This window comes from Flagellimonas sp., from assembly GCF_965601775.1.
Lineage (GTDB): Bacteria > Bacteroidota > Bacteroidia > Flavobacteriales > Flavobacteriaceae > Flagellimonas.
The window spans coordinates 2,164,819-2,190,889 of the sequence record NZ_OZ271837.1; the positions used below are offsets into that span (position 1 = coordinate 2,164,819).

Genomic DNA, 26,071 nt, shown 5'->3' on the forward strand with positions numbered 1-26,071 from the left:
CTTACTTAGCTTTTACTCTGAATATCCATAATGCGCCGGAATAACTTCCATTAAATTTGGTATTTCTCGCAGATCTCGCTTCTTCTATGGTGTTAAACCTTTTTAAATACACATAGTTGTAACCATTCGAGCTTCTAAAAAAGGATTTTGGTTCCAAACCTTGGGTTCGGAGAGTTTTCATGAAATTCAAGAAGTATCGCTCCGTTCCGAAAACGTTGGCAATTAAGTAGAATCCTGACTGAAGGCCATCAGAGCTAACTACCTCTTCATACTTTTCACCTTTTTCCACGGTAACTTCCTTCTCCCTTTCAGCCTTTGCAATACTATCCAATCTATCTTTTTCAAGCTTTGCGGCAATCGCTTCTTGCTTCATCCTGGCAATGGAGTCCTTTCTTGCCTGAGCTAATTTTTGCGCATCCTCCAATCGCTTCTTTTCACGTTCCTCTTCCGCTATTCTCAGACGTTCTTCTTCCTCTTTAACCATCCTACGGCGTTTTTCCTCTTTGGCAATTCTGAGACGTTCTTCCTCCTCATTACCTTCATCCATTGGTTGTTTTTCCTGTTTCTTGGCAAAGGTTTGTTTTCCGAAAGAATAGGAAGCTACTATCTGGAAGGTAAGGTCCTCATTCGAAGTAGGTTCTTCAATTCCTGATTCCACCAGGCCACCTAAGGAAAGTTTTTCAAAGAGGGTTACTCCAGCTCCTCCCGAAATACCATAAAAATTATTGTATCCTCCTTGAACCCAAAATTTGGGGTTCGCAAACAACATATTAAGTCCATATTGGGTGTCCATATCAGAAAGTATCCGGACATAAGCCTGAGGTCTGAGATAATTTACCTCATTAAAGAGAGAAATGGAAAAATCATTACTTACCAATCCTGTAAACACCCTGGGGGCAGATTCCATATCGCTATTTGAGAAGTTTTGCTCCCAGGCATTTTCAACTACCAAACCTACACTAAATCCATTAGTGTTAAACCGAATACCCGGCGAAAATTGCGCTACAAAACTATTATCTAAACTTGAAGACCCTAAATCATTAATGAAATTCATCCCAACCTGTTCATCAGCTTGCTCTTGACTGAACGCAAAAATGTTTGTACCCAAAACAAGATTGGTTTCATCCCCTAAATCCAAGGCGTAAGAAAAATTGATAAGCGCCCCTCTATTAAGGTAAACACCGGTATTGTGCTGTAAGTACCCTACTCCGATAGTAGCCTGTCTGGTTAGGTTTTGGGTGTAGTTAACAAATAGAGTTGTTGGATCACTGTCAATAGTTTGCCATTGCCATCTGGACCATACGGTTATAGATCTAGGCATGTTCCTATCAAAAGAAAACGTTGGGTCCAATAAACTAGCATTGAATTGCGTTAAATTATGTGACCTTAAATCTGCGGGTACTTGACGTTCCTGTCCTACAGTTAACCAACAACAGAGAATAAAAAAAATAGTAATCGCAAACCTTGACATATTTTGGGTAAAAAATTAATACTACTTTTAAATTAATTAATTGTAGACAATATGGGGGAGTTTCAATTTTCGCACAAAACCATTCGTTATAAATCCCTTTTACTAGGTGTTCTTGCGGTGGTCTTGTTAAACTGTAAAAAGGATAATAAAGATATTGAAAAAGACAAAGAACTTGTATCCACTTTTTATCTAATCCGTCATGCGGAAAAGGACAGAACCAATCCCGAAAACACAGATCCAGAACTCAATCAAGATGGATTGAATCGTGCGATTAAATGGGCAGAAGTTTTTGACCCTGTGGAATTGGATGCTATCTACTCCACAAATTTTGAAAGAACAACCATGACGGCAGCACCAGCATCCATAAAAAAGGAAATCGAAATTGAATTCTATGACCCTGGGGCAGTGGACATTGAAAGTTTCAAAGAGACCCATAAAGGGCACAACGTATTAATCGTTGGTCACAGCAACTCTACACCTAATTTTGTCAATCAATTGCTGGGAGAGGACAAATATCCTCAAATGGATGACGATGACAACAGCAGTCTTTACATCGTTCGATTCATTGACGACAATACTACCGATTTTAGACTAAAAATGGATTAGTTTTCTTGTACCTCGATACGCTCTAATTGGATTTTGGACAACAAATCCAGGCTATCACTCTCAAACAAATGACCTATTTCCATTAAATCAGAGCCCTTTTCACGGGGTTTGTAATTGTTGTAATCCACAAAACGAATACCATTGACGTACCTTTCGTTATACGCTTCCCTAAACCGTTGCCCACCGCCATCAACATGAAAGTCATAAGCAAGATAGTCTGGCAACATGGTTTCTTTGTTGAACCAATATAGATAAGTATCATCAAAGTCTTCCCCCCCACCAGCTTGGTCAAAAGTGACCTTTACTTTGTAATAGGGAATTTCCTTTATGGTTTCCTCTCCTAAAAACTCCTTATTCACAGCTTTATCATTCAGTCCGAAAGGGAGCTTGGAAAAATAGTGCACAGAGTTAACCGAATTGGCATAGCGACTTACCAAAGAATCAGGCAAGGAAACCAAAGTATCATTTATAAAACGCTGGAAATCAGCATTTGATTTTTTGTCTGCAATAATATTGGAATCCAAAAACGTATATCGCTCCAACATTTTTTGGCCGTTCACATAGTAGGATGAGTACTTTCTGTTTCTAAAAAAGAAGGAAACCTTATGATTTTTAAAGTTCTCTCCCCCGCTTTTGACAATAGAGCTATCAATAATCGATTGCGAGGTAAGCTCAGATTTTACCTCCTTTTTGCAGGATACTAGAAGAAGTACCAAAATTGGGATAAGTCGTAGTTTCATGAAGTTTTGTTTTCTCAATAATCGCAAAAAGCACCACAACATTACAATTTTCTCCAATAAGAGTTTATATTTTTGCCCACCATGCAGAAGAATATTAACATAAAGAACAAACGGGCTCGATTCGATTTTGAATTATTGGACACCTACACCGCTGGAATAGTGCTTTCCGGTACCGAAATCAAGTCAATTCGATTGGGAAAGGCCTCTTTGTCCCAAAGCTTCTGTGAATTCAATGAAAAAGGGGAGCTTTTTGTTATCAATATGCAGGTTGATGAATACAGCCATGGAGGTTATTACAACCATAGACCCAAAGCAGAACGAAAACTATTGCTCAATAAACAAGAATTAAAAAAATTACAAAGGGAAGTTACCACCTCTGGGCTTACCATTGTTCCTTTAAACTTATTCATAAATGAAAGGGGATTGGCCAAAATAAATATTGCGCTGGCTAAAGGGAAAAAGCTCTACGACAAAAGAGAGAACATCAAGGATAGGGATAACAAAAGAAATCTATCCCGCATCAAGAAAGACTTTAACAACTAATTTTTGTTCTCCAAAAGCGGTACAAAACGGAAAATTCCCAGTTCTTCTTTTTCAAATTCCTTTTCCGATTTCCGAATATAGCGGGTCATAATCTGCTCCTCAGAACCAACGGGAATAACCAACCTACCCCCTATTTTCAATTGGGATAATAGTGGTTTGGGTACGTAAGGCGCTCCAGCGGTTACGATTATTCCATCAAAAGGAGCTTCCTCAGGTAGTCCTTTGTATCCATCGCCAAAAATGAATTTCTTGGGTCTATATCCCATTTTTCCAAAGAACAGTTTGGTTTTCTTAAACAATTCCTTTTGCCGCTCTATGGTAAAGACTTTGGCTTTGAGCTCCAACAAAATAGCAGTTTGATACCCGCTGCCCGTCCCTATTTCCAAAATCGCATCTCCAGGTTGTATCTCGAGTAATCCTGTTTGGAATGCCACAGTATAGGGCTGGGAAATGGTTTGACTTGCCCCAATGGGAAAGGCCTTGTCCTGATACGCATGTTCCTCAAAACTGCTATCCAAAAAAAGATGTCGCGGTACTTTGCCTATGGCATTCAATACATTAGCATCCTGTATGCCCTTTTTGGTAATGATTTTCACCAACTTGTTCCGCATTCCACTATGCTTCAGGGTATCTTTCATTGTTTTGGTCTGGTGCCCAAATTTAAAAAGGTCCTTCCAATTTTGTAGCTGACCTGGCCCTTTTTATTTTATGTCAACTGACCACAGAATCGTATTTTTGACAAAAATCAGAAAGCATGTTAAAAGTTGGTGTCCTAGGCGCAGGACATTTAGGCAAAATTCATCTTAGACTTTTAAACGAATCCGATAAATATGATTTGATTGGATTTTATGATCCCGACGAAATCAACGCCCAGAAAGTAGCCCAGGAATTCGGATATACCTACTTTGAAAACATGAACCTTCTGATGGATTCGGTGGACGTGGTTGATATTGTAACCCCCACTCTTTCCCATTTTGATTGCGCCAAAAAGGCTATTGAAAAAGGCAAGCATATTTTTATTGAAAAACCGATTACCAATACCTTGAAGGAAGCTGAAATTCTTCTTGAGTTAGTTTCGAAACATGGCATAAAAGGTCAGGTGGGACATGTGGAACGTTTTAATCCTGCATTCAGTTCGGTAAAAGATAAGATTGAAACTCCTATGTTTATAGAAACGCATCGCTTGGCGGAATTCAACCCCCGAGGAACGGATGTGCCGGTGGTATTGGACTTGATGATTCATGACATAGATGTCATACTAAGTGTGGTCAATTCTCCCGTAAAACAAATCAATGCCAGTGGTGTTTCCGTTGTCAGCAGCTCTCCGGATATAGCCAATGCCCGAATTGAGTTTGAGAATGGATGTGTCGCCAACCTTACCTCCAGTAGAATCTCGTTGAAGAACATGAGAAAATCCCGTTTCTTTCAAAAGGATGCCTATATCTCGGTAGATTTCTTGGAGAAAAAAGTGGAAGTGGTGAAAATGAAGGATGCACCGGAAAACCCTGGAGATTTTGACATGATTTTGCAAAATGCCGAAGGAATACGTAAGCAGATTTATTTTGAGAATCCAGAGATTGAAGCAAACAATGCCATTCTTGATGAATTGGAAACCTTTGCTGATGCCATAAACAACAATACCACTCCCATTGTGAGTTTGGAACAGGGCACAAATGCGCTACGGGTGGCCCTTCAAATTATAGAATCATTTAAACAATAAATATAGAATGAATAAGATAGCTGTGATTGGTGCAGGAACCATGGGCAATGGAATCGCCCACGTCTTTGCGCAAAGTGGGTATCAAGTAAATTTGGTGGATCTTTCAGAAGTTTCCTTGGAAAAAGGTTTGGCTACCATTACCAAAAACCTAGACCGGATGCTAGCCAAGGAAAAGATTTCCGAAAGTGATAAAGCGGAAACCTTGGAACACATTTCTACCTTCACCTCCTTGGAAGAAGGAGTAAAAGAAGTTGATTTGGTGGTGGAAGCAGCTACTGAAAACCTAAACATAAAGCTCAAAATATTTGAGGATTTGGATAAACTATGCGCTGCCAATACTATTTTGGCCACCAATACCTCATCCATTTCCATTACCCAAATTGCCGCCGTTACGCAACGACCTGACAAAGTAATTGGCATGCATTTCATGAATCCTGTGCCGATTATGAAATTAGTGGAAATCATCCGTGGTTACAGTACTTCAGATGAGGTGACCCAAACCATCATGAAATTGTCCCAAAAGTTGGGTAAAACCCCTACTGAAGTCAATGATTACCCAGGTTTTGTGGCCAACCGAATTCTAATGCCAATGATAAATGAAGCCATAGAAACCTTATACAACGGGGTTGCCGGAGTCATAGAAATCGATACTGTAATGAAATTGGGGATGGCCCATCCCATGGGACCTTTACAACTAGCGGATTTTATTGGATTGGATGTTTGTCTGTCCATTCTGAATGTAATGTACGACGGCTTTAAAAACCCAAAATATGCCTCTTGCCCACTATTGGTAAACATGGTAATGGCTGGGAAATTGGGTGTAAAGTCAGGGGAAGGATTCTACGACTATGCCGAATCCCGAAAGGCCGAGAAGGTGTCCTCACAATTTAGTTAAGTACCAATGGCCTCCATCAAACCTTTCAAGGCCATACGCCCCACTAAGGACAAAGCCCCTTTTGTGGTTTCCCGTTCTTATGAAAAATATACGAAAAGGGAGTTACGCTCCATTTTAGAGTTCAACCCTTTTTCCTTTCTACATATCATCAATCCGGGCTTTAAGTTCCATAAGACCATTTCAGGCAAGGAACGTTTTAAATTGGTCCACAACCGGTATATGGAGTTTTTGGAAGAAGACATTTTTGAAAAAGATGAAGAGGCCAGCTTTTATCTATATCAAACGGGAAAAGGAGATTTTCAAAGCCAAGGGTTTTTCTGCACCTGTAGTCTACAGGATTATGCGGACGATGTCATAAAAAAACACGAGGACACCTTACAACGCAGGGAAAAACTTTTTGCTGATTATCTATATACTGTTGGCTTCAATGCCGAACCCGTGTTGATTACGTACTCAGATAATCCCAAAATCGACCAAGTTTTACAGCTTGAAATAGAAAAAACACCAGAATACGATTTTACAACTACGGATAAAATTCGACATCAACTCTGGAAAATTTCCAAAAAGGAGACGATTCAGGAATTAGCGGAAGTTTTTGGGGAAATGGATTCGCTCTACATTGCTGATGGTCATCATCGCAGTGCATCTTCGAACCTACTGGCCAAACGCAGGACCAAAGAGAATCCGTCCCATACGGGAACTGAACCCTACAATTACTTTATGGCATATTTAATTCCTGAATCCCAAATCAAGATTTACGAATTCAATCGTATGGTAAGGGATTTGAATGGCTATTCCTTGGAAGAGTTTTTAATTAAATTGGATGAATTCTTCCGCATAGAAAAGAAAGAAGATGGGTTGTACAAACCCACTAAGAAACATCATTTCAGTATGTATTTGGAAGGTGAGTTTTATTCCCTCTATTTACGAAACACCAAATACACCTTTACCGATGCGCTTAGCAAATTGGATACACAAATCTTGTATAAAACCATTTTGGAACCGATTTTGGGCATTCACGATTTGCGCAACGATAAACGTATTTCCTACGGATATGGCAAACACAATATCATCAAAATGAAAGACAGTATCGACAAAGGAGATTTCAAAGTAGGTTTTAGTTTAGTTCCTATAACCATGGATGAAATAAAAGCTATTGCAGATGCTGGATTGGTCATGCCTCCAAAAAGCACCTATATTGAACCTAAACTGCGTAGTGGAATGGCAATATACGAGCTCTAATATGTTCAAAATATGAGTATTAAGGAGAATTTAAACCAGATAAAAGAAACTCTTCCACCTCAAGTAACCTTGGTAGCTGTGTCCAAAACCAAGCCTAATGAGGATATTTTGGAGGCCTATGAAACGGGGCATCGAGTTTTCGGGGAAAATAAGGTCCAGGACATGACGAGAAAGTGGGAGCAGCTACCCAAAGATATTGAGTGGCATATGATTGGCCATGTGCAACGAAATAAGGTAAAGTATATGGCGGAATATGTATCTATGATACATGGTGTGGACAGTCTCCGTTTGCTTTCTGAGATAAACAAGCAAGCTAAAAAACACAATCGTATCATTTCATGTCTTTTTCAAATGCATATTGCCGAGGAGGAAACCAAATTTGGTCTTGACAGTGAAGAATTAAGGGAAATATTGGCCTCTGAAGAATTTAAATCCCTGGAAAACGTAGAAATTGTTGGCCTTATGGGAATGGCCACCTTTACTGAGAATCACGCCCAAATACGACAGGAATTTGCCCATTTAAGGTCGATTTATGATTCCATTAAACCTATTTTGCCCGAAATACAAGTTCTTTCCATGGGTATGAGCGGGGATTATAGCATAGCTATTGAGGAGGGAAGTAACATGGTACGCATTGGAAGTAGTATCTTTGGAGCAAGAAACTACCATTAAGCATCAACAAGTATTCTATGTACGCCATTCTTGATATTGAAAGCACTGGAGGCCAATTCAATGAGGAAGGCATTATGGAAGTCGCCATTTACAGATTTGACGGACATGAAATCGTAGACCGTTTCATGAGTTTGGTAAATCCTGAAAGGGAAATCCAGCCTTTTGTATCCAAACTGACTGGAATCAACAACAAAATGTTACGTACGGCGCCTAAATTTCATGAGGTAGCCAAGCGCATTGTGGAAATTACAGAGGGAGCAGTAATTGTAGCACATAATGCCCAATTCGATTATAGAATTCTCCGCACTGAATTTAGACGATTGGGTTACGATTTTCAAAGAAAGACCTTATGCACGGTAGACCTTTCCAAAAAATTGATTCCCGATGCCGAATCCCACAGTTTGGGAAAACTGGTTCGTTCTTTGGGAATACCTATGAGTGATAGACATAGGGCCAATGGAGATGCTTTGGCCACACTCAAACTCTTCAAATTGCTTTTAGCCAAAGATTCAGATAAGGCTATTGTTCAAGAAGTAATGCGTGATGCGGAGCATGGGGAACTATCCTCCAATCAACTGCAAATGGTTTCACAACTCCCTTCGAGCACAGGTATCTACTATATGCATGATAGGGATGGTGCCATTATTTTTTTAGGAAAGACCAAGGATATTCAGAAGCGGGTCAACCAACATTTCACCAATGTGGGACAATTGGCCCGAAAACTTCAAAAAGAGACCAAAAAGGTTACCTATGAATTGACTGGAAGTGAGCTTATTGCCATCCTAAAGGAATACGAAGAAGTATACCGAACCCAACCGAAGCATAACCATATTTCCAGAAAAAGACTCTTTTCGCACGCCATCAATTTTTCATCCAATGGAACTCCAGAGATAAACCCAGAAATTGTCAAAAGCACTTTGCGAAAACCAAAGAGTATTGGATTCAATGGGGTTTTATCCGCAAGAAACTTCATCAATAAAATGAGCAATGGGTCAATGTCCAATGGGGAAAACCTTCCGGATGAAAATGATAAATGGGAAGTCGTCTTCGAAAAATACAGCTTGTATGACAAAAATGTCGCTCTTTTTGACAAAGGCAGAGAAATCGGGGAAAGTAGTTTTATACTCGTAAAAGAAGGGCAACTAAAGGGCTATGGGTACGCTGAACTGAACAATCAAATGAATAATATTCATATATTAGAATCGTTGTTGACCCCAATGCAAAGCGATGAGAATACGACTTTTATCATAGAGTCCTATTTGAGAAAAAACCATAGACTCAAAATTTTGGAGTTAAGCCCTGCCCTTTGAAAGAGCAAAAAAGACATTCTGGCTGGAAAAACTCGCTTCATGAAGTTATCTATGAAGCGGATACCCCATTGGGAAAGCTTTTTGACGTTATCCTTGTAGTACTCATCGTTTTGAGTGTTATTCTGGTAATGCTGGAAAGTGTAAAGGAAGTGGATGAGCGCTATCATCAAATCCTGTTTACTCTGGAATGGGTAGTAACCATCTTTTTCTCATTCGAGTATATTGCCCGAATAATCAGTATTAGAAAACCTTGGAAGTACATTCTCAGTTTTTATGGGATAATCGATTTTTTGTCTACCATACCCCTCTATCTTTCGTATCTCCTAGCGGGTTCTCAGGTACTACTAGCCTTAAGAGCATTCCGCCTTTTACGGATTTTCAGGATTTTGAAATTGGTGAAATTTTTGGGAGAAGCCTCCCAACTGCGGCGAGCTTTAAGAGCCAGTAGGACAAAAATCATGGTTTTCATATATGTAGTTCTCATTTTATCCATCATCATGGGCACTATCATGTATTTGGTTGAGGGTGATGAAGCAGGCTTTACCAGCATTCCAAGAAGTATTTATTGGACCATTGTAACCTTAACTACGGTGGGGTACGGAGACATAGCACCGCAAACTACCATTGGACAGTTCCTCGCGACGGTCATTATGATTATGGGGTACGGTATCATTGCGGTTCCTACAGGTATTGTAACGGTAGAGTTCAACAAACGAAGAGACAAGCACTTGGTTCATACCAATACACAATGTTGTCCAAGCTGTTCAGCTGAGGGGCACCGAGATGATGCCGAATATTGCTACAATTGTGGAGAACTATTATGAGTTCAAAGAAGTTAATTGTGGTCGTTGGCCCTACCGCTATTGGGAAGACAAAATTGGCTATTGCCCTGGCCAATCATTTTGATTCTCACATTATCTCCTCGGACTCTAGACAATTCTTCAAAGAAATGCAAATTGGGACTGCTGTACCTTCCAAAGAGGAGCTAGCCGAAGTACCGCACCATTGTATTCAGCATATAAGCATTCAGCAATCGTATTCCGTTGGGGATTTTGAAAAAGATGCCCTTACCTTCTTGGAAAAGTGGTATGAAGACAACGATTGCGCGGTCCTAGTTGGAGGCAGTGGATTATATACCGATGCTGTGGTATACGGTTTGGACAAGTTCCCTGATGTGCCCTCACACATAAGGGAAGAACTCAATTCCATTCTTGATCATCAAGGCATAGAAAGTCTACAAAAGGAACTATATGAAAAGGACCCTGTTTATTATGACAAGGTAGATTTGTTGAATCCCCATCGAATCATTAGGGCTTTGGAAGTAATTCGTTCCACCGATAAACCTTTTTCGTCATTCTTGAACAAAGAAAGGCAGCAACGACCTTTTGATGCTATCTACGTGGGAATAACGGCTGCCCGGGAAATCATTTATGAGAGAATAAATTTACGAGTGGATGAGATGATGAAAGTAGGCCTTTTGGAAGAAGCTAAATCATTATATCCATTTCGGCACTTAAATGCCTTGCAAACTGTGGGTTACAAAGAGCTTTTTCAATTTTTTGATGGTGATATTACCTTGGACGTCGCCATTTCTGAAATTAAAAAAAATACTAGAAGATTTGCAAAAAGACAACTGACTTGGTTACGTAAAAATCCCAATATTTTATGGGTGGAGCATGATTATGATATCCAACAACTTATCCAAGAAGTGACAACTAAAATGAAGAGTATTGCCTAAAATGAAGACTGTTTTTATCATAATGGGGGTTTCCGGAACCGGTAAAAGCACTATTGGTAAGATGCTTTCTAAGGAGTTGGATATTCCCTTTTTTGATGGAGATGATTTCCACCCAGATGCCAATATCCAAAAAATGGCTTCTGGTGTACCCTTGGATGACGCCGATAGATATGATTGGTTAGTTTCCCTAAACGAATTGGCCAAAAAACAAAAAAATCGGGGGGCAATAATCGCATGTTCAGCTTTAAAATCCTCCTATCGGGATATTCTAAGAAAAGGTATGGGACGTACAATGCGATTTATTCATTTGGAAGGGTCTTTTGATTTGATAAAATCCAGAATGGAAAAAAGAACTTCGCATTTCATGACAGCTAAATTATTGGAATCGCAATTTGCATCTTTAGAATTCCCAAAAGAGGCTATTACAGTCTCTATAGCACATTCTCCTGATAAAATACTAAATGAAATTTTGAGCCATATAAACGCTTAAAGCCTGGTATTTAATGAAATTAACATTCCTTAACTTTCTTTTGGGGTATCTTGTGCAAATTTCCTATCGGATTTGCGTAACGAAAACGATATAGATTCGTCTAATCCGTACGACTAATTTAATTTAAAACTTAAAATGAAAAAACTATGTTTTGTTGCAGCTTCTTTACTTGTATTCGCAAGCTGTAAACAGGAATCGAAAGAGGTTGCCGAGGTTGAGAAAATCCCCGGTATTGTTCTCGAAAACATGGACACTACGGTAAGTCCGAAAGACGACTTCTACAACTATGTAAACGGAAGTTGGATGAAAAACACAGAAATCCCAGAAGACCGCACACGTTGGGGAGGTTTCTCAGTACTTCGTAAGTCCACGGATGCCGATGTACTCCAAATTCTAGCAGAAGCCAAAGAAAGTGGAAAATACGATGCTTCCACGGATCAGGCAAAGGCTTTAGCCCTTTTCGATACCAAACTAGATTCTGCTGCACGCGATGCTGCTGGAATCGCACCACTACAACCCGCGTTGGATGCCATAGCCGGAATCCAAAACTTAGGTGACTTACAGACTGTTCTTGCCACTAATCCATCCGTAAGTTCTCCATTCGCGGGAATTAGCGTATTTCCTGACTTAAATAATAGTAAGATGAATGCGGTATATCTAGGTCCTGCTGGTCTAGGCTTACCAGACCGTGATTATTATTTGGATGAAGATGATAAATCCAAGGAGATTAGGGAGGAATACAAAAAGCATATCGTACGAATGCTCAAAATGTTGGGTGACAGCGAGGAAGACGCTACTGCTGCTTCTGAAAAAATAATAAGTCTTGAAACCCAATTGGCAGAACCAAGATTGGATAAAGTGCAACGTCGGGATGCGAGAAACCTGAATAATCCCAGAACTATTGCTGAAGCAGATGCTATGCTAAGTAGTATTGACTTGCAGAAGATGATTAAAGACCTAGGTGCTACAAAACCCTTTGACACCTTGTTCATTACACAATTGGATTACACCAAAGCTTTAGGTGATTTCCTAAAAGAAACCCCAATAGAAGATCTTAAAACTTTAATGCGTTGGGACACTTTCAACAGCGCTGCAGGTAGGCTTTCTACTGAAATAGAAACTGCAAATTGGGAGTTTTACAGCAAATACTTGAGAGGTGCAGAAAAGCAACGTCCTGCTGATGAAAGAGCATTGGCGACTGTCAACCGTTCAGTAGGTGAGGCATTGGGTCAACTATATGTAGATGCCAAGTTTCCTCCGGAAGCAAAGGCTAAGGCCGAAAAGATGATCGCCAATATTATTGAGGCTTATAAAGCAAGAATCCAAAAGCTGGATTGGATGGGAGATTCCACCAAATTAAAGGCGATAGAAAAGTTGGATAAATTCACTGTTAAAATCGCCTATCCTGATAAATGGGAGGACTATTCTTCCATGGATGTATCAGCTGATAAAACTTATTTTGATAATATGGTTGCCGTAAACAAATGGCAACAAGACGATAACTTTTCTGATATTGGTGAACCTGTGGACAAAAGCGCTTGGGGTATGTCTCCCCAAACCGTGAATGCCTATTTCAATCCTTTAAACAATGAAATTGTGTTCCCAGCCGCTATTTTACAACCTCCTTTCTATAATTATACGGCAGACGAGGCCGTAAATTATGGAGGTATTGGAGCTGTTATCGGTCATGAGATATCCCATGCTTTCGATGACAGCGGTTCACGTTTTGATTCAGACGGAAACCTTAAAAACTGGTGGACGGAAGAAGATTTAAAAGCTTTTACCCAAAGAGGAGATTCTTTGGCCGCACAATACGACAGGGTTGAAGTATTGCCCGAAGTTTTCGTAAACGGTAAGTTCACCTTAGGTGAAAACATTGGCGATCTTGGGGGAGTTCTTGGGGCTTATGATGGACTACAAAGGCATTTTGCTGAGAACGGACGACCGGAAAATATAGATGGATTTACCCCAGAGCAACGTTTCTTTATGTCTTGGGCTACGGTGTGGAGAACCAAAATACGGGATGAGGCTTTGCGTACCCAAATAAAAACGGACCCTCACTCCCCTGGTCAAACCAGAGCAATTCAGCCACTATTGAATGTTCAAGAGTTTTATGATGCTTTTGACATTGTGGAAGGTGACAAAATGTATTTACCACCTGAAGAAAGAGTACAAATCTGGTAATTCGGTTTTCAAACAAATTTCTTTAAGGGCAAACCTCGTGGTTTGCCCTTTTCTTTTTTGATATCGGCTGCCCCTTTCTTTTCCCTATATTTGGAGGTATTGCGCCAAGCAAAAACCAAAGCCTGCAAACCAATACATATGACCACTACCCTAGTTATCGCGGTTATTTCAGGAATAGCCCTTTTACTTTTTCTAATTCTAAGACTAAAAATCAATGCCTTTATCGCCCTGCTCATCGGAAGCATAGCGGTAGGGCTGATTGCGGGCTTGGATGCCACCGAAATTATTGACACTATCCAAAAAGGAATGGGAAATACCTTAGGGTTTGTGGCTACCGTTGTGGGCTTAGGGGCCATGTTTGGCGCTATATTGGAAGAATCTGGTGGCGCCAAGACCATTGCTGATTTCATGATATCCAAATTTGGTTTGAAAAAAGCCCCCGCAGCCATGGTAGTGTCTGGGTTCCTAATAGCCATCCCAGTGTTCTTTGATGTGGCATTCATCATTTTGGTGCCCATGATTTATGCCCTGCAACGCAAGACAGGTAAGTCACTTTTACTTTATGCTATTCCGTTATTGGCGGGTTTGGCCATAACCCATGCTTTTATTCCTCCAACTCCAGGACCCATCGCAGTAGCGGATATAGTCGGTGCGGATTTGGGATGGGTAATCTTGGTTGGGTTTTTAGCCGGAATCCCGACAGCATTAGTTGCAGGTCTTTGGTTTGGTCGACATATCGCAGGTAAAATTCATATAGATGCTCCCTCAAAGGAGGAAACCAAACAACTTGCATCGCTTCCGCCCATCGGACAAACCTTGCTCATCATAGCTCTTCCCATTTTTCTGATTCTTTTGAATACCATAACAGCCACAGGCGTATTCGGTATTCAAGCCAAATGGATTTTACAGACCATTGCGTTAATTGGGCATCCTTTTGCAGCTCTGATAATCGCCAATATTTTGGCCTGGTACGTCTTCGGTATTCGGAGAGGGTTCTCCAAAAAACAATTATTTGAAATTACCACAAAATCTCTTGCGCCCGCTGGAACCATTATTTTACTTACAGGGGCAGGAGGTGTATTTAAACAGGTATTAACCGATACTGGTGCTGGAAAATTACTGGCAACTTCACTTAGTGATGCCGGTATTCCGGTCTTGGCCTTTGCGTTTATTAGCGCGGCCATTGTTCGGATTATCCAAGGTTCCTCTACGGTGGCAATGATAACTGCGGCTGGACTCATTTCTCCTTTGCTGGTAGATGCAGCCTTAAAACCGATAGAACTGGCCTGTATGGTCATTGCCATCGCATCGGGAGCGAGTATTTTCTCCCATGTAAATGATAGCGGGTTTTGGTTAGTGGGTCAATATTTAGGGATTACGGAAAAACAAACCTTCAAATCATGGACAGTCATGACCACCATTTTGGCTATGGTTGGAATCGTGACCGTGAGCGTAGTGTATCTCGTGGTATAAAAAAAGCCATCTTATAGATGGCTTCTTAATAAACTATGTCAGCAGTATATTATTGGTTTTCAGCTTTTATTACCAATCTGAAACCTTCCCCATGAATGTTTAGAATTTCAACTACATCGTCCCTTTTAAGGTACTTTCTCAACTTAGCGATGTATACATCCATACTTCTGGAAGTAAAATAGTTGTCATCCCTCCAAATTTTGGTCAATGCAAGCTCCCTTGGCATTAAATCATTTTCATGAAGAGCCAAAAGGCGGAGCAATTCATTTTCCTTAGGAGATAATTTGATGGGTTCTTCTTCTTTATACTTGAGGAAGCGTAGTTTGGAGTTCAAATGGAAGTTTCCAATCTGAAATTCAAACTGTTTGCTGTCGGCTAAAGTACTGGAAGCTTTGCGCTGAAGAATCGCTTTAAGTTTCATCAAAAGCACTTCTGAATCGAAAGGCTTATTTAAATAATCATCTGCCCCTGCCTTATATCCTTTCAAAACATCTTCCTTCATAGTTTTGGCAGTAAGAAATATAATTGGAACATTCTCGTTCTTCTCCCGAATCTCCCTAGCCAGAGTAAACCCATCCTTGTAAGGCATCATCACATCCAAAATGCAAACATCATAGTTGTCTTTTTTGAACTTCTCAAAACCTTCCATTCCGTTTTTCGCCAATACAACGTCAAAATCGTTCATAGAAAGATAATCCTTAAGTACAATACCAAAATTGGGATCGTCTTCGACTAGTAGTATTTTTTTGTTTTCTGTTTCCATAGTTTCTTAAATTAAAGGAAGCTTTATAAAGAAAGTACTGCCTTTCCCTTTTTCACTTTCTGCATAAACTTCTCCTTGGTGATCTTCTATTATTCGTTTAACATAGGCTAATCCGAGCCCATGACCTTTTACATTATGTATGTCTCCGGTATGTTCCCGGTAAAATTTTTCGAATACTCTTTTAAGTACCGCTTTGCTCATTCCTGCACCTTGGTCTTTCACTTTTATAATAATGTGATTCTTGGCCAATTCCGTGTACACATCAATTTTTGGGGCATCCGGAGAGTATTTTACCGCGTTGTCCAACATATTAACCATCACGTTGGTAAAGTGGACATCATTTGCCAATACCTCTGACCGTTCTGCATCCAGATGTGCTTTTACATATCCACCTCTATCGGCAACAATCAATTCAATATGGGTTACCGCATCATTTATGATGTCGTGAGCATCTACCCTATCCTTACTTATGTCCAATTGATTCTTTTCCAGCTTGGAAATCCGCAACACATTTTCAACCTGCGCATGCATCCTTTTATTTTCATCCCTGATCATCCCCAAATACCTCAGCACTTTATCCGTATCTGAAATGGATTTCGGGTTTCGAATAGCTTCTACGGCTAGGTTGATAGTGGCTATAGGGGTTTTAAACTCATGCGTCATATTATTGATAAAATCAGTTTTGATTTCGGAAATCTGTTTCTGCTTTATCAACTGATAAATAGCGCTCGAATAGGCAACCACGATTACAAGTGTGAAAACCAAGGATAAAATCGCCATTCCCATAATCGATTTAAACAAGAATCTCTTCATTTTAGGAAACGTCAGCAGTAATGAAAAGCTGGTACTTCCTTCACTGTCCTTGAAAATGGGTGCCCGGTACATTTTGGTATCGGTGAACTTGAATTTTTTGGATTGCACTTTCGTTGGAAATCCTTGACTGTACACTCCATATTCAAAATCGATATCTATCTCCCGATTTTTAAGCTCTTGGGTCAGCAACAATTCAATTTCTTGCTTTGAAACTCTTTTGTGTATAGGTCTGCTTTTGGCGTACTCCATAAAAACATCTTCCCAAACCGCTTTGTCAATACTGGACAAACCACCGATTTTCTCGGCTTTTTGGATTGGTGTAAGACTGTAACTTTTCCCATCCAAACCAAACTCTTCCTTAAACACCGCTTTGGTGCGCTTGCTGGTGTAATTTTTAAAAGTTGTGGTGTCCTCACCACTTTGATTATCAAAGAACGTTGATGATATATTGTAATCCTCTTCTAATATTCCATGGGAATAAAAAAGAATTTCATCGGAATTTAAATCTCTATCTACAAACAAAAAGTTTCTGAACTGAGTGGTTTGGGGTTGTCCTATGCTATCTACCAATGAAGCTAGACGATCTGAATAGTCCTTCATCTCCCTCTTTTCCACCCTGTTCGCTACCCTATCCAGTATGCCGGTAACCGTTCTTGAGAACTGTTCTTCTTTATCTTTGACTGATGTTCTTATCCAATAAACCTGTACAAAGATGATACCGGTTAAAGACAAACTCATAAGAATGACGAGAAGAACAAAAAGCTTCTTGTTCATTGCGGTAAAATTAGAAATTTAACATTTAGCCCTTTTATCGTTTAACCAAACCTTAACAAAAATGTTAAAATTTGAAACTGTTAACTAGATTCGATGAGTGCTTTATGGATTTCTAGGACTTTCTTTTGTGTGGTTTCCAAATCAATATTCTCTAGATGAAAGTGGGCCTTTTTCTTTTTCAATTCATCATCCAATTGATTTTCAATGCGTTTTATAACTTCTTCCTCATTACTATCATCCCTTTTTACCACTCGCCCCAAGCGGGTTTCCAGAGGTGCACTTACCAAAATTATGGCATCATAGAAATCCTCATAACCGTTTTCAAAAATCAAAGCACTTTCTTGAATCACGTAATTTGTTTCTTGCTCATTAGCCCATTTCAAGAAATGCTCCCGAACCGCAGGATGCACAATTTTGTTTAACTTTTTCAGCAAATGGATGTTTTCAAAAACCTGCTTTGCTATATATCCCCGATTCAAAATACCCTCTTGATAAGCATCATCACCCAATAAGGTGATAATGTCTTTTTTAAGGGTTTCGGAATTGACCATAAGCTCTTTGGCCTCTTTATCCGAATCATAAACAGGTACGCCGAGTTCAGCAAACATTCCGGCTACTGTACTTTTTCCGCTTCCGATACCCCCGGTCAAACCAACCTTCATCATTTTCTTTCCAAAACAAAATTAACCACACGTTGTTGTAAACGCACCGCATAAACAGTACCAGGTTTTTTGGTGACCTGTAATAGAATACTGTTGCTGGTATTACCTCCTAACTGTTCATAATTGGCAGTAACCTCGAAATCTTCCGATTCAATTTTTTTAAGAGCATCCAAGGAAGCTTTACAAACCAATGAAACGGTATTGGGAAACATCTTTAAGTTATATCCATCGGGAACATTCACTGCCCTTACATCCACATCGAATACCTTTTCAGAGAACTTCACAACCTTACCCGCAACTTCTACCCTATTTTCTGAAAAAATGCTGTTATCTAAATCCTTCGGAAATACAATTGACACTTCGGCGGAAAAATCATCGGAGAGATTGTTCAAGATAATCGGCTCTGTCTCTACTTCAAATAAGGTATCGATTTCACTAGCTGGGCCCTTGACTATAATCGAATCCGGGGAAATGCTTAAAACCCCATCCAAAAGATGATTCGGTTCAAATTTTAGTTCTATCCTAGGTTTTACGCGTAAGGCCTTTTGTGAGACTTGATACAAATCAACTATCCATTGGGTACCGTCTAAATCCAAAAGCGAAATATTCTGGGAAAGTTGCCGGTCCATTTGCTTCTTTAGGATGTCCTCCTTAAGCAAATAGTCCCCACTTTCATAAACCACATTAGACAAATCAACATCGATGCGCTTACTGAAAAACTTATAATACAATAACTGAAATCCACTTGTACGTACCTTGGCCTCAACACTTTTCTCCGCGTTATTGCCCAAAATAAGGGTATCCGGTAAATTTTTATAATTGAGGGTAAACTCAGTTCTTGACTCGTAAGAATCTGAAAGATTGCTTAGAAACCAGGCCAAAAGGGAACAAAAGAGAAACAGGAAGAAAACTTTTACTTTTCTCCTATTAAGTCCAGCAATGAGGTTACGTTCCATTTCTAAGCCTTTTTGAAGAATAGTTTCGGAAAGAGCACTTCTGGCTTCTTCTTGCTAAAATTAACCAAGAAAGTGGATTTTAGAAAACCATAGCCGTAACCCGTGAATTGTACTAAAGCCGCAAAAAGGGATAAAAAGGCAACAGTTAAGCTCCTATTCTTAAATAATGAGTCCAAAAACAGTAGCAAGAAATAAATAACATAAGCAAGTATAGGCCAATATATTCCATATAGGAACAGCCCTAAGGAAATTATCAATCCGAGAATGAATAAGGTAGGGAACCAATAGGTCAATCGGTTTGTATCCGGATGCCATTTGGTCAATATAGGTCTGACCATTCCAAACTTGTTTACCTGAATATAGAATTTATTCCAATCCACCCGTCTTTTGTGATAAACGTATGCCTTGGGAAACAAGCGTGTATCAAAACCTGCTTTCCAAATCCGGAAGGTTAAATCCGGGTCCTCCCCAGGATGTATTTGCCCAAAACCTCCCGTTTTTTCAAAAGCCTCTTGAGAAATTCCCATATTAAAACTTCTGGGCTGGAACTTACCAACAGCCTTCTTCCCTCCGCGAATACCTCCCGTGGTCCAAAAAGAGGTCATAACGTAATTAATGGCTTTTTGTATTGTGGTGAAAGATGCATCAGCAGCATCAGGCCCTCCAAAACAATCCACAAAGTTGGAATTGAGCTCCCGGTTCACTTCTGACAAATAGGTCGGTGGCAAAATACAATCCGAGTCCAATATGATGAAGTAATTGCCTTTAGCCCTCTGCATTCCATAATTTCTAGAGTCGCCAGGTCCGGTATTGGATTTGAAATAATAGGAAATCCCTAAGTTGTTTTCAAAACGTGAAATAACTTCCTTGGCATCCACCGAGGAACCATCTTCAATAATCACTACCTCATATTTTCCCATGAAATCCTGCTCCAAAAGACTTTCCAACAGTTCCCGAATTTCTTCGGGCCTATTGTACACGGGAATGATTAAAGATAGTTTTATGTACATCAAAAAAAGAAAGCCATCCAAAAAAGGATGGCCTTATGTTTTAATTTCTCATTTCTTATTTAGAGAACTCGTCAATAACTTCTTGACTAACCCCCGTATTGGAAAAACCACCATCATGAAACAGGTTTTGCATCGTTACTTTTCTAGTCAAATCTGAGAAAAGAGTGACGGTGTAGTTTGCACAATCGTCCGCTGAGGCGTTACCCAATGGGGACATTTTTTCCGCATAGTTGATAAACCCATCAAATCCCTTCACGCCTTGACCCGCTGTTGTAGGGGTTGGGGATTGGGAAATGGTGTTTACCCGTACTTTTTTCTCTTTTCCAAAGAAATATCCAAAGCTTCGAGCCACGGATTCCAAATAGGCTTTATTATCAGCCATGTCGTTATAATCGGGAAATGTTCTCTGGGCGGCCATATAAGTCAATGCAACAATGCTTCCCCATTCACTCATGGCATCCGCCTTGAAAAGGGTTTGCATTACCTTATGGAATGAAAGCGCAGAAACGTCCCAACCTTTGGCAGTAAAATCATATTTCTCATCGGTATACGCCCTACCCTTCCTAACATTTACGGACATTCCGATGGAATGCAGGACGAAATCCAGTTTTCCTCCTAAGATTTCCATAGATTTTTCCACTAAATTTTGAAGCTCCTCTTCATTGGTAGCATCCGCTGGAATGATTTCAGAATTTGTTTTTTCAGCAAGTTCCTTGATTTGCCCCATTCGCATTGCAATGGGAGCATTGGTAAGCACGAAGCTACCTCCCTCTTCATGAACTCGCTCCGCAGTTTTCCATGCTATGGAATTCTCATCAAGCGCTCCAAAAATGATACCTCGTTTTCCTTGTAAAAGATTATACGCCATAGTTTGTATTCGCGTTGGTTTAGCCGCAAAGATATTTATTCTTTCTGATTCTGTGATTCAAAATATGGAGTTAACCCTAAGGTTGTTTCAAGAGCTCCCTGGCGTGGGCCATTGCCGAATCCGATAGAGTTTTGCCTCCCAACATTTCCGCTAGTTCTGCAATCCGCTCTTCCTCGGACAATTGCCGCATTTGAGTACTATCTATTCCACCTTGCTCTTGTTTAAACACCTTGAACTGGTGTTTTCCCTTAGAAGCTACTTGGGGTAAATGTGTAATTGAAAAAATCTGCATGGTTTCACTCATTTCCTGCATAATCTCTCCCATTTTTCCTGAGATTTCTCCAGAAACCCCGGTATCTATCTCATCAAACATCAAAGTGGGTAGCTGCTCATATTGGGCCAATATGGATTTAATGGTCAACATGATGCGGGAAAGTTCACCTCCTGAAGCCACTTTCTTTAATTCTCCGAAGGCAGAGCCCTTATTGGCTGAAAAAAGAAAAGTCAATTCATCTTTTCCATTGGATTTGAAAGCATTAGAAGGATTAACCTCAATCTTAAAAGTGGCTGAGGGTATGCCCAAAACATATAAACTATCCTGCAATCTACTTTTTAGCTGAGGGATAATGGAGTTTCGGGCCTCTCGTATTTGAGTGGCCATTTCTTCCAAAACTTTTTCTGCTTGTATGCACTCTTGTTCCTTATCTGCAATTTTTGAGTCAATGTTCTCAACTGCATCGACCTTCTTTTCCAGTTCGTCCCTAACCTGTATTAGCTCCTCTACTGAACTTACCTGATGCTTCTTCTGCAAATCGTACAACTGTTGCAATTCCCCATTTATGGTTTCCAATCTTTGCGGATTTGCCTCCACGGTACTTTGAACATCCTCCAATTCTGTGGCTATATCGTCAACTTCAATAAATACCGATTGAATTCGTTCATTTAACGCTTCATATCGACTTCCGTATTGGGAAAGGTTCTGAAACACCCGTTTTAGTTCTTGAATTTGCTCTACAATGCCAAGTTGCTCCCTATTCATCAGTTGATGGCCCTGGGTCAACAGTTCCATAATCTGTTCTACGTTGCTGAGCTGTTCATGTTCAGATTCCAAAGATTCTTGCACACCACCTTGCAGCTTGGCGGATTCCAGTTCTTTCAGTAAAAAGGAATTATAATCGTGCTCTTTGTTGGCGCCATCTTGAAAATCTTGGAGTTCCTTCAATTCAACATTCAATCTTTTAAAGGCTGTCCATTGTTGAGTATAGTCTTGAAGTCTTTCCTTATTCTGGGCCAAGGCATCCAAAACTTTCAATTGAAAATCGTTTTCTGTCAACCGAAGGGTTTGATGTTGCGAGTGAACATCCACGAGTTGTTCGCCAAGCGATTTTAGAATATCCAAAGTAACCGGAGAGTCATTTACAAAAGCCCTCGATTTGCCGCTGGGTAGAATTTCCCTTCGAAGAATGGTTTCAGCTTCATAATCCAAATCATGGTCTTCAAAAAATTGGCGTAACCCATATCTGGAAATTGCAAATTCAGCCTCAATGACACATTTTTGTTGGTCGTTTTGTAAACTGGACATATCGGCCCGTTTTCCAAGGGCCAGCGCTAATCCTCCCAAAAGGATAGATTTTCCAGCACCCGTTTCACCGGTTATGGTAGTGAAACCTTCGGAAAAGGAGACATTGATGTCATTAATCAATGCATAATTTTTTATGGAGAGATGGGTAAGCAATGCTTTTATTTTACCCGATAAAGATAAATGTCTTTGAAGAAATGGACTAGTAATTTATTTCATTCCAAATATTGGAATAAAATGGGGCCACCCTGTTCAAGGTTTCCTTTAGGCGAACAATGTCAACTTTAGGACCATCTGAAAAAATATTCTGAATTTCTTCAGACTTCGCATCAAAAAAGGTTTGTATCAAAAACGCGTTGGGTCTGCGTTTAATCAAGGTTTCAAAAAGGCGTAGACTTCCTGCAATGACCTGTTTCCCCGTACTGTTGTTATCCCCCAAAATATCCAATCCCTTACGGTGGTAGTTATACATGGCGATGCGGTATTCCCTAAAGGAATTGCTCAAAAGATTGTCAACCAACTCAAAACGGGAACGGGTCCCAGTTTCTTGACTCCAACCTGCCGAATTCGTTCCTTGTGCTTGGGTCACTATATTCTGGGCTCTTCTATAATAATCATCTCCTCCTTGAAGGGAAAATGTATCAGCATCCAGTCCTATGATAATGTAAACATAATAGGCTACTACTGCAATTAAGTTGGACTCAAAAACATTTTCGTTATATACCAAGGGTTGAAACTCCTGATAAATGAAGTTAAACGCATTGTCCTTATAATTGAAAACGGGGCTTTCATAAGAGGTGTTGTATACCGGTCTTGATGATTGAATCTGAATATTTGCCTCAAACCGGTCTGATTCGTATTGGGTGACGGTTATGAACATTCTGGCACTAATCCTTTCATTTTCCCGGAACACCCGATTGGTCCACTTGCTCTTGTTCACAAAATCGTTTAGCGAGCGCTCCAAGGTCCTAAAAATCTGTTGATTGGTTTGGTTGACTTGGTCAGAATTGACAACCACTTCGCAGTTTAATTCTTGAGCTACCCCAAAAGCGCAGCTTGCCACAAAAGAAAAAAAGAAAAGTAGTTTACGCATGAATCCTAGCAATGATTTCCCCCCAAATGTCAGCAGCGACTTCAGGCTTCGTCTTCAATGCAAACGTTTTTATATCCAAATTCTTATCGATAAAGGAAACTTTGTTCGTACCTGCCCCAAAACCAGCTCCATCATCCTTTAGGGAATTCAAAACAATGGCATCAAGATTTTTTCTTTTTAGCTTGCCTTTGGCATTTTCCAACTCATTTTCCGTTTCCAGGGCAAAACCCACAAGAAATTGCTTTTTTTTCTGCTCTCCCATGGATAGAAGAATATCAGGATTCCGTTCCAGCTCAATCACCAAATCCCCTTCTTTTTTCTTCATCTTTTCGGTATGAACTTCTTTGGGACGATAATCGGCCACAGCTGCTGCACTAATGGCAATATCTACATTTGCATAGTGTTTATGGCAAGCATCATACATTTCCTGAGCGGAAGTAACCCGAATAAGCTGAATTCTATCATTGTCAGTGTCCAGATTCGTAGGTCCAGCTACCAAAACAACTCGTGCTCCTTGAGCAGCCGCAGATTTGGCCAATTCAAAACCCATAGTTCCCGACGAACGATTTCCCAAGTAGCGAACGGGGTCAATGGCTTCATGGGTAGGCCCAGCTGTAATCAACACCTTCTTGTCCTTTAAGGGAAGTCCAGAAATTAAATCATTCGTAATAAAAGAGCGTATCGTTTCTGGTTCAGCCATACGTCCCTCTCCATGCAAGCCACTGGCTAATTCACCACTTTCCGCAGGAATCATCTTGTTGCCGAAAGAAACTAACTTGTCCAATGTAGTTTTGGTCGAAGGATGCTTGTACATATCCAAATCCATTGCCGGAGCAAAGTACACTGGACATTTTGCAGATAAGTACGTGGCTAGGAGCAAATTGTCACACGTGCCATTTGCCATTTTGGAAAGCGTATTGGCCGTAGCCGGGGCAATAATCATCAAGTCCGCCCACAGACCCAGTTCCACATGATTGTTCCAAGATAAACTGCCATCATCTTGGTGTACAAAATCCATGAGAACAGGATTTTTGGATAGCGTAGATAGTGTCAGCGGGGAAACAAAAGAGCTGGCACTTGTGGTCAAAACTATTTTGACTTCGGCACCAGCTTTTATCAATAACCTTGTTAAAAAGGTAGTCTTGTATGCGGCAATTCCCCCGGTAACCCCCAAAAGGATTTTTTTACCGCTGAGCATAATTTATGCGTCTTTCTCTGTGTTTCTGTAATAAATTTTGTCCTCAAGCCATTCTATAACAGCTAACGCATGAGGTTTGGGAAGTTTTTCATAGAACTTGGAAACTTCAATCTGCTCCTTATTCTCAAAAACCTCTTCCAAGCTATCGCTGTAAGTGGCAAACTCTTCCAACTTCTCCAATAGCTCTTTCTTGATTTCAGAGTTGATTTGTATTGCTCTTTTCGCCGTTATGGAAATGGCTTCATAAATGTTCTCCGTTTTATCATCGAATTCATTTCTATTCAATGTTTTTGTAGAAACCGGAGCTTTGGTATTCTTCAAATCGTGCATGATGCTTAACGTGTTTATTCTTTATTTGCTTTCGGAAAACCTACTTAATTCCTTCTGTATTTTTTCCTGTAAATTATCGGCTTTCTTTTTATACTTTGTTTCTGGGAAATACCGTATCAATGTGTTGTACGAATCCTGAGCCTCTTCCAGACGTTCCTGCTTTTTGGTATCCGTACTGTTCATAGCCAAGTTGGTAGTCGCTTCTATTTTGTAATAAAGCGCCTCCTCTCGATATATGGAACCTGGATTATCTGAAACGAAGTTATCCAAAGCGGTAATGGCTGATACTAGGATAGGAAAATTGAATTGCCCTAATTTATTAAACTGCTTGGCTATTTCTATTTGTTTTTTTTCTTTTTTGGACGTCAATTCCCTGGCCATGGTATTGGCTTCTTCAAAAAACTCAGACTCTGGATAGGTGTTGATGAAGGTTTGAAGCTTGGAAAGGGCCTTATTGGTATCCGTTTGGTCAAGAGAGTATTTTGGAGAAAGCATATAATAACTTTTTGCCCCTAAAAAAGACGCCTCCTGAATCTTATCACTACTGGGATATGATTTCACGAAACGTTCAAACTGATATCCAGAAAGATAAAAATCCTTGTTTTTATAATAGGTATCCGCGAAGAAGAACATTACGCGTTCCCCTTGAGGTTTTCCTACATACCTTGGTGCAATTTGCTCAAATAAACGTTGTGCTCTCTTGTAATCCCCGTCATTGTAGAATTTTTCCGCCAATTCGTATTTTGCCTTAATATCGCTCTCCTTCAATACCTTTTGGTATTCACTACAACTGGAAAAAACAAAAAGTCCGGCGATTAACAAGTAGAAAAAAGATACCCTCATTTTCAAAAACATTTTGCAAAAGTAGCTATATTCCATGGATTTAAAAAACGGATTAACACCCTAAAAATAATGGTACTCTCTGGTTTGTTGCTAGAGTT

The 26,071-nt window shown here is 40.0% G+C and carries 26 protein-coding genes; 12 read left to right on the top strand and 14 right to left on the bottom strand.

The features are described 5' to 3' along the window. Window position 1 precedes the first annotated feature (1 nt). Window positions 2-1,471 carry a PorP/SprF family type IX secretion system membrane protein gene (locus tag ACSLUF_RS09880; protein ID WP_435622618.1) on the bottom strand — a complete coding sequence of 490 codons (1,470 nt, stop codon included), beginning with the start codon at window positions 1,469-1,471 and terminating at the stop codon, window positions 2-4. 51 nt (window positions 1,472-1,522) lie between these two features. On the opposite strand from ACSLUF_RS09880, the gene ACSLUF_RS09885 reads away from it, so the two are divergent. Beyond that, window positions 1,523-2,077, top strand: coding sequence for a SixA phosphatase family protein (locus tag ACSLUF_RS09885; RefSeq protein ID WP_435622619.1), 555 nt, complete (start codon window positions 1,523-1,525; stop codon window positions 2,075-2,077). Here ACSLUF_RS09885 and ACSLUF_RS09890 read toward each other — a convergent pair. Beyond that, on the bottom strand, window positions 2,074-2,817 hold the full coding sequence (locus ACSLUF_RS09890; RefSeq protein ID WP_435622620.1) for a DUF6503 family protein: 744 nt from the start codon (window positions 2,815-2,817) through the stop codon (window positions 2,074-2,076). The two genes, ACSLUF_RS09885 and ACSLUF_RS09890, sit on opposite strands and share 4 nt — an antisense overlap. A gap of 81 nt (window positions 2,818-2,898) precedes the next feature. Between ACSLUF_RS09890 and smpB the strand changes: the two genes are divergently transcribed. Next, on the top strand, window positions 2,899-3,360 hold the full coding sequence (gene smpB, locus ACSLUF_RS09895) for an SsrA-binding protein SmpB (protein WP_435622621.1): 462 nt from the start codon (window positions 2,899-2,901) through the stop codon (window positions 3,358-3,360). Here smpB and ACSLUF_RS09900 read toward each other — a convergent pair. Next, a complete protein-coding gene (locus ACSLUF_RS09900; RefSeq protein WP_435622622.1) occupies window positions 3,357-3,998 on the bottom strand; it encodes a protein-L-isoaspartate(D-aspartate) O-methyltransferase in 642 nt (213 codons plus the stop codon). The genes smpB and ACSLUF_RS09900 overlap by 4 nt on opposite strands. A 116-nt stretch (window positions 3,999-4,114) precedes the next feature. Here ACSLUF_RS09900 and ACSLUF_RS09905 point away from each other — a divergent pair, with 116 nt between their 5' ends. The 10 genes from ACSLUF_RS09905 to ACSLUF_RS09950 all read left to right on the top strand — a co-directional run bounded on the left by ACSLUF_RS09905 (window position 4,115) and on the right by ACSLUF_RS09950 (window position 15,084). Continuing rightward, on the top strand, window positions 4,115-5,080 hold the full coding sequence (locus ACSLUF_RS09905; protein ID WP_435622623.1) for a Gfo/Idh/MocA family protein: 966 nt from the start codon (window positions 4,115-4,117) through the stop codon (window positions 5,078-5,080). Window positions 5,081-5,087: 7 nt separating this feature from the next. Then, window positions 5,088-5,975 carry a 3-hydroxyacyl-CoA dehydrogenase family protein gene (locus tag ACSLUF_RS09910; protein WP_435622624.1) on the top strand — a complete coding sequence of 296 codons (888 nt, stop codon included), beginning with the start codon at window positions 5,088-5,090 and terminating at the stop codon, window positions 5,973-5,975. Between the two features lie 6 nt (window positions 5,976-5,981). After that, window positions 5,982-7,217 (top strand): DUF1015 domain-containing protein, encoded by a 1,236-nt coding sequence (locus tag ACSLUF_RS09915; RefSeq protein WP_435622625.1) that lies wholly within the window; start codon window positions 5,982-5,984, stop codon window positions 7,215-7,217. A gap of 12 nt (window positions 7,218-7,229) precedes the next feature. Further along, complete coding sequence (locus ACSLUF_RS09920; protein WP_435622626.1) at window positions 7,230-7,889, top strand: YggS family pyridoxal phosphate-dependent enzyme; 660 nt, start codon at window positions 7,230-7,232, stop codon at window positions 7,887-7,889. Window positions 7,890-7,906: 17 nt separating this feature from the next. Further along, window positions 7,907-9,199 carry an exonuclease domain-containing protein gene (locus tag ACSLUF_RS09925; RefSeq protein WP_435622627.1) on the top strand — a complete coding sequence of 431 codons (1,293 nt, stop codon included), beginning with the start codon at window positions 7,907-7,909 and terminating at the stop codon, window positions 9,197-9,199. Beyond that, entirely contained in the window at window positions 9,196-10,023 is an 828-nt protein-coding gene (locus tag ACSLUF_RS09930; RefSeq protein WP_435622628.1) for an ion transporter, read from the top strand. The genes ACSLUF_RS09925 and ACSLUF_RS09930 overlap by 4 nt, the downstream gene beginning before the upstream one ends. Next, window positions 10,020-10,937: a tRNA (adenosine(37)-N6)-dimethylallyltransferase MiaA gene (miaA, locus tag ACSLUF_RS09935; RefSeq protein ID WP_435622629.1), complete on the top strand. Its 918-nt coding sequence runs from the start codon at window positions 10,020-10,022 to the stop codon at window positions 10,935-10,937. The genes ACSLUF_RS09930 and miaA overlap by 4 nt, the downstream gene beginning before the upstream one ends. A 1-nt stretch (window position 10,938) precedes the next feature. After that, the gene (locus ACSLUF_RS09940; RefSeq protein ID WP_435622630.1) at window positions 10,939-11,427 is read left to right on the top strand and encodes a gluconokinase; all 489 of its coding nucleotides are present in this window, start codon (window positions 10,939-10,941) and stop codon (window positions 11,425-11,427) included. Between the two features lie 135 nt (window positions 11,428-11,562). Next, window positions 11,563-13,611, top strand: coding sequence for a M13 family metallopeptidase (locus tag ACSLUF_RS09945; protein ID WP_435622631.1), 2,049 nt, complete (start codon window positions 11,563-11,565; stop codon window positions 13,609-13,611). A 138-nt stretch (window positions 13,612-13,749) separates the two neighbouring features. Further along, window positions 13,750-15,084: a GntP family permease gene (locus ACSLUF_RS09950; protein ID WP_435622632.1), complete on the top strand. Its 1,335-nt coding sequence runs from the start codon at window positions 13,750-13,752 to the stop codon at window positions 15,082-15,084. A 49-nt stretch (window positions 15,085-15,133) separates the two neighbouring features. On the opposite strand, the gene ACSLUF_RS09955 is transcribed toward ACSLUF_RS09950, so the two are convergent. The 11 genes from ACSLUF_RS09955 to ACSLUF_RS10005 all read right to left on the bottom strand — a co-directional run bounded on the left by ACSLUF_RS09955 (window position 15,134) and on the right by ACSLUF_RS10005 (window position 25,985). Further along, window positions 15,134-15,847 (bottom strand): response regulator transcription factor, encoded by a 714-nt coding sequence (locus ACSLUF_RS09955; protein WP_106145784.1) that lies wholly within the window; start codon window positions 15,845-15,847, stop codon window positions 15,134-15,136. Between the two features lie 6 nt (window positions 15,848-15,853). Continuing rightward, the gene (locus tag ACSLUF_RS09960) at window positions 15,854-17,434 is read right to left on the bottom strand and encodes a sensor histidine kinase (protein ID WP_435622633.1); all 1,581 of its coding nucleotides are present in this window, start codon (window positions 17,432-17,434) and stop codon (window positions 15,854-15,856) included. A gap of 80 nt (window positions 17,435-17,514) precedes the next feature. Then, window positions 17,515-18,099, bottom strand: a complete 585-nt coding sequence (gene coaE, locus ACSLUF_RS09965; RefSeq protein WP_435622634.1) for a dephospho-CoA kinase — start codon at window positions 18,097-18,099, stop codon at window positions 17,515-17,517. After that, on the bottom strand, window positions 18,096-19,052 hold the full coding sequence (locus ACSLUF_RS09970; protein ID WP_435622635.1) for a hypothetical protein: 957 nt from the start codon (window positions 19,050-19,052) through the stop codon (window positions 18,096-18,098). The genes coaE and ACSLUF_RS09970 overlap by 4 nt, the downstream gene beginning before the upstream one ends. Before the next feature lie 2 nt (window positions 19,053-19,054). Further along, entirely contained in the window at window positions 19,055-20,062 is a 1,008-nt protein-coding gene (locus ACSLUF_RS09975) for a glycosyltransferase (protein ID WP_435622636.1), read from the bottom strand. Window positions 20,063-20,117: 55 nt separating this feature from the next. Beyond that, window positions 20,118-20,930: an enoyl-ACP reductase FabI gene (locus ACSLUF_RS09980; RefSeq protein WP_435622637.1), complete on the bottom strand. Its 813-nt coding sequence runs from the start codon at window positions 20,928-20,930 to the stop codon at window positions 20,118-20,120. Window positions 20,931-21,006: 76 nt separating this feature from the next. After that, window positions 21,007-22,665, bottom strand: a complete 1,659-nt coding sequence (gene recN / locus ACSLUF_RS09985; protein WP_435622638.1) for a DNA repair protein RecN — start codon at window positions 22,663-22,665, stop codon at window positions 21,007-21,009. Window positions 22,666-22,711: 46 nt separating this feature from the next. Then, the gene (locus ACSLUF_RS09990; RefSeq protein WP_435622639.1) at window positions 22,712-23,602 is read right to left on the bottom strand and encodes a DUF4835 family protein; all 891 of its coding nucleotides are present in this window, start codon (window positions 23,600-23,602) and stop codon (window positions 22,712-22,714) included. Then, window positions 23,595-24,800: a bifunctional phosphopantothenoylcysteine decarboxylase/phosphopantothenate--cysteine ligase CoaBC gene (gene coaBC, locus ACSLUF_RS09995; RefSeq protein WP_435622640.1), complete on the bottom strand. Its 1,206-nt coding sequence runs from the start codon at window positions 24,798-24,800 to the stop codon at window positions 23,595-23,597. The genes ACSLUF_RS09990 and coaBC overlap by 8 nt, the downstream gene beginning before the upstream one ends. Window positions 24,801-24,803: 3 nt before the next feature. Then, complete coding sequence (locus tag ACSLUF_RS10000; RefSeq protein ID WP_106145776.1) at window positions 24,804-25,130, bottom strand: DNA-directed RNA polymerase subunit omega; 327 nt, start codon at window positions 25,128-25,130, stop codon at window positions 24,804-24,806. A 21-nt stretch (window positions 25,131-25,151) separates the two neighbouring features. Further along, window positions 25,152-25,985, bottom strand: coding sequence for an outer membrane protein assembly factor BamD (locus tag ACSLUF_RS10005; protein ID WP_435622641.1), 834 nt, complete (start codon window positions 25,983-25,985; stop codon window positions 25,152-25,154). Between the last annotated feature and the right edge of the window lie 86 nt (window positions 25,986-26,071).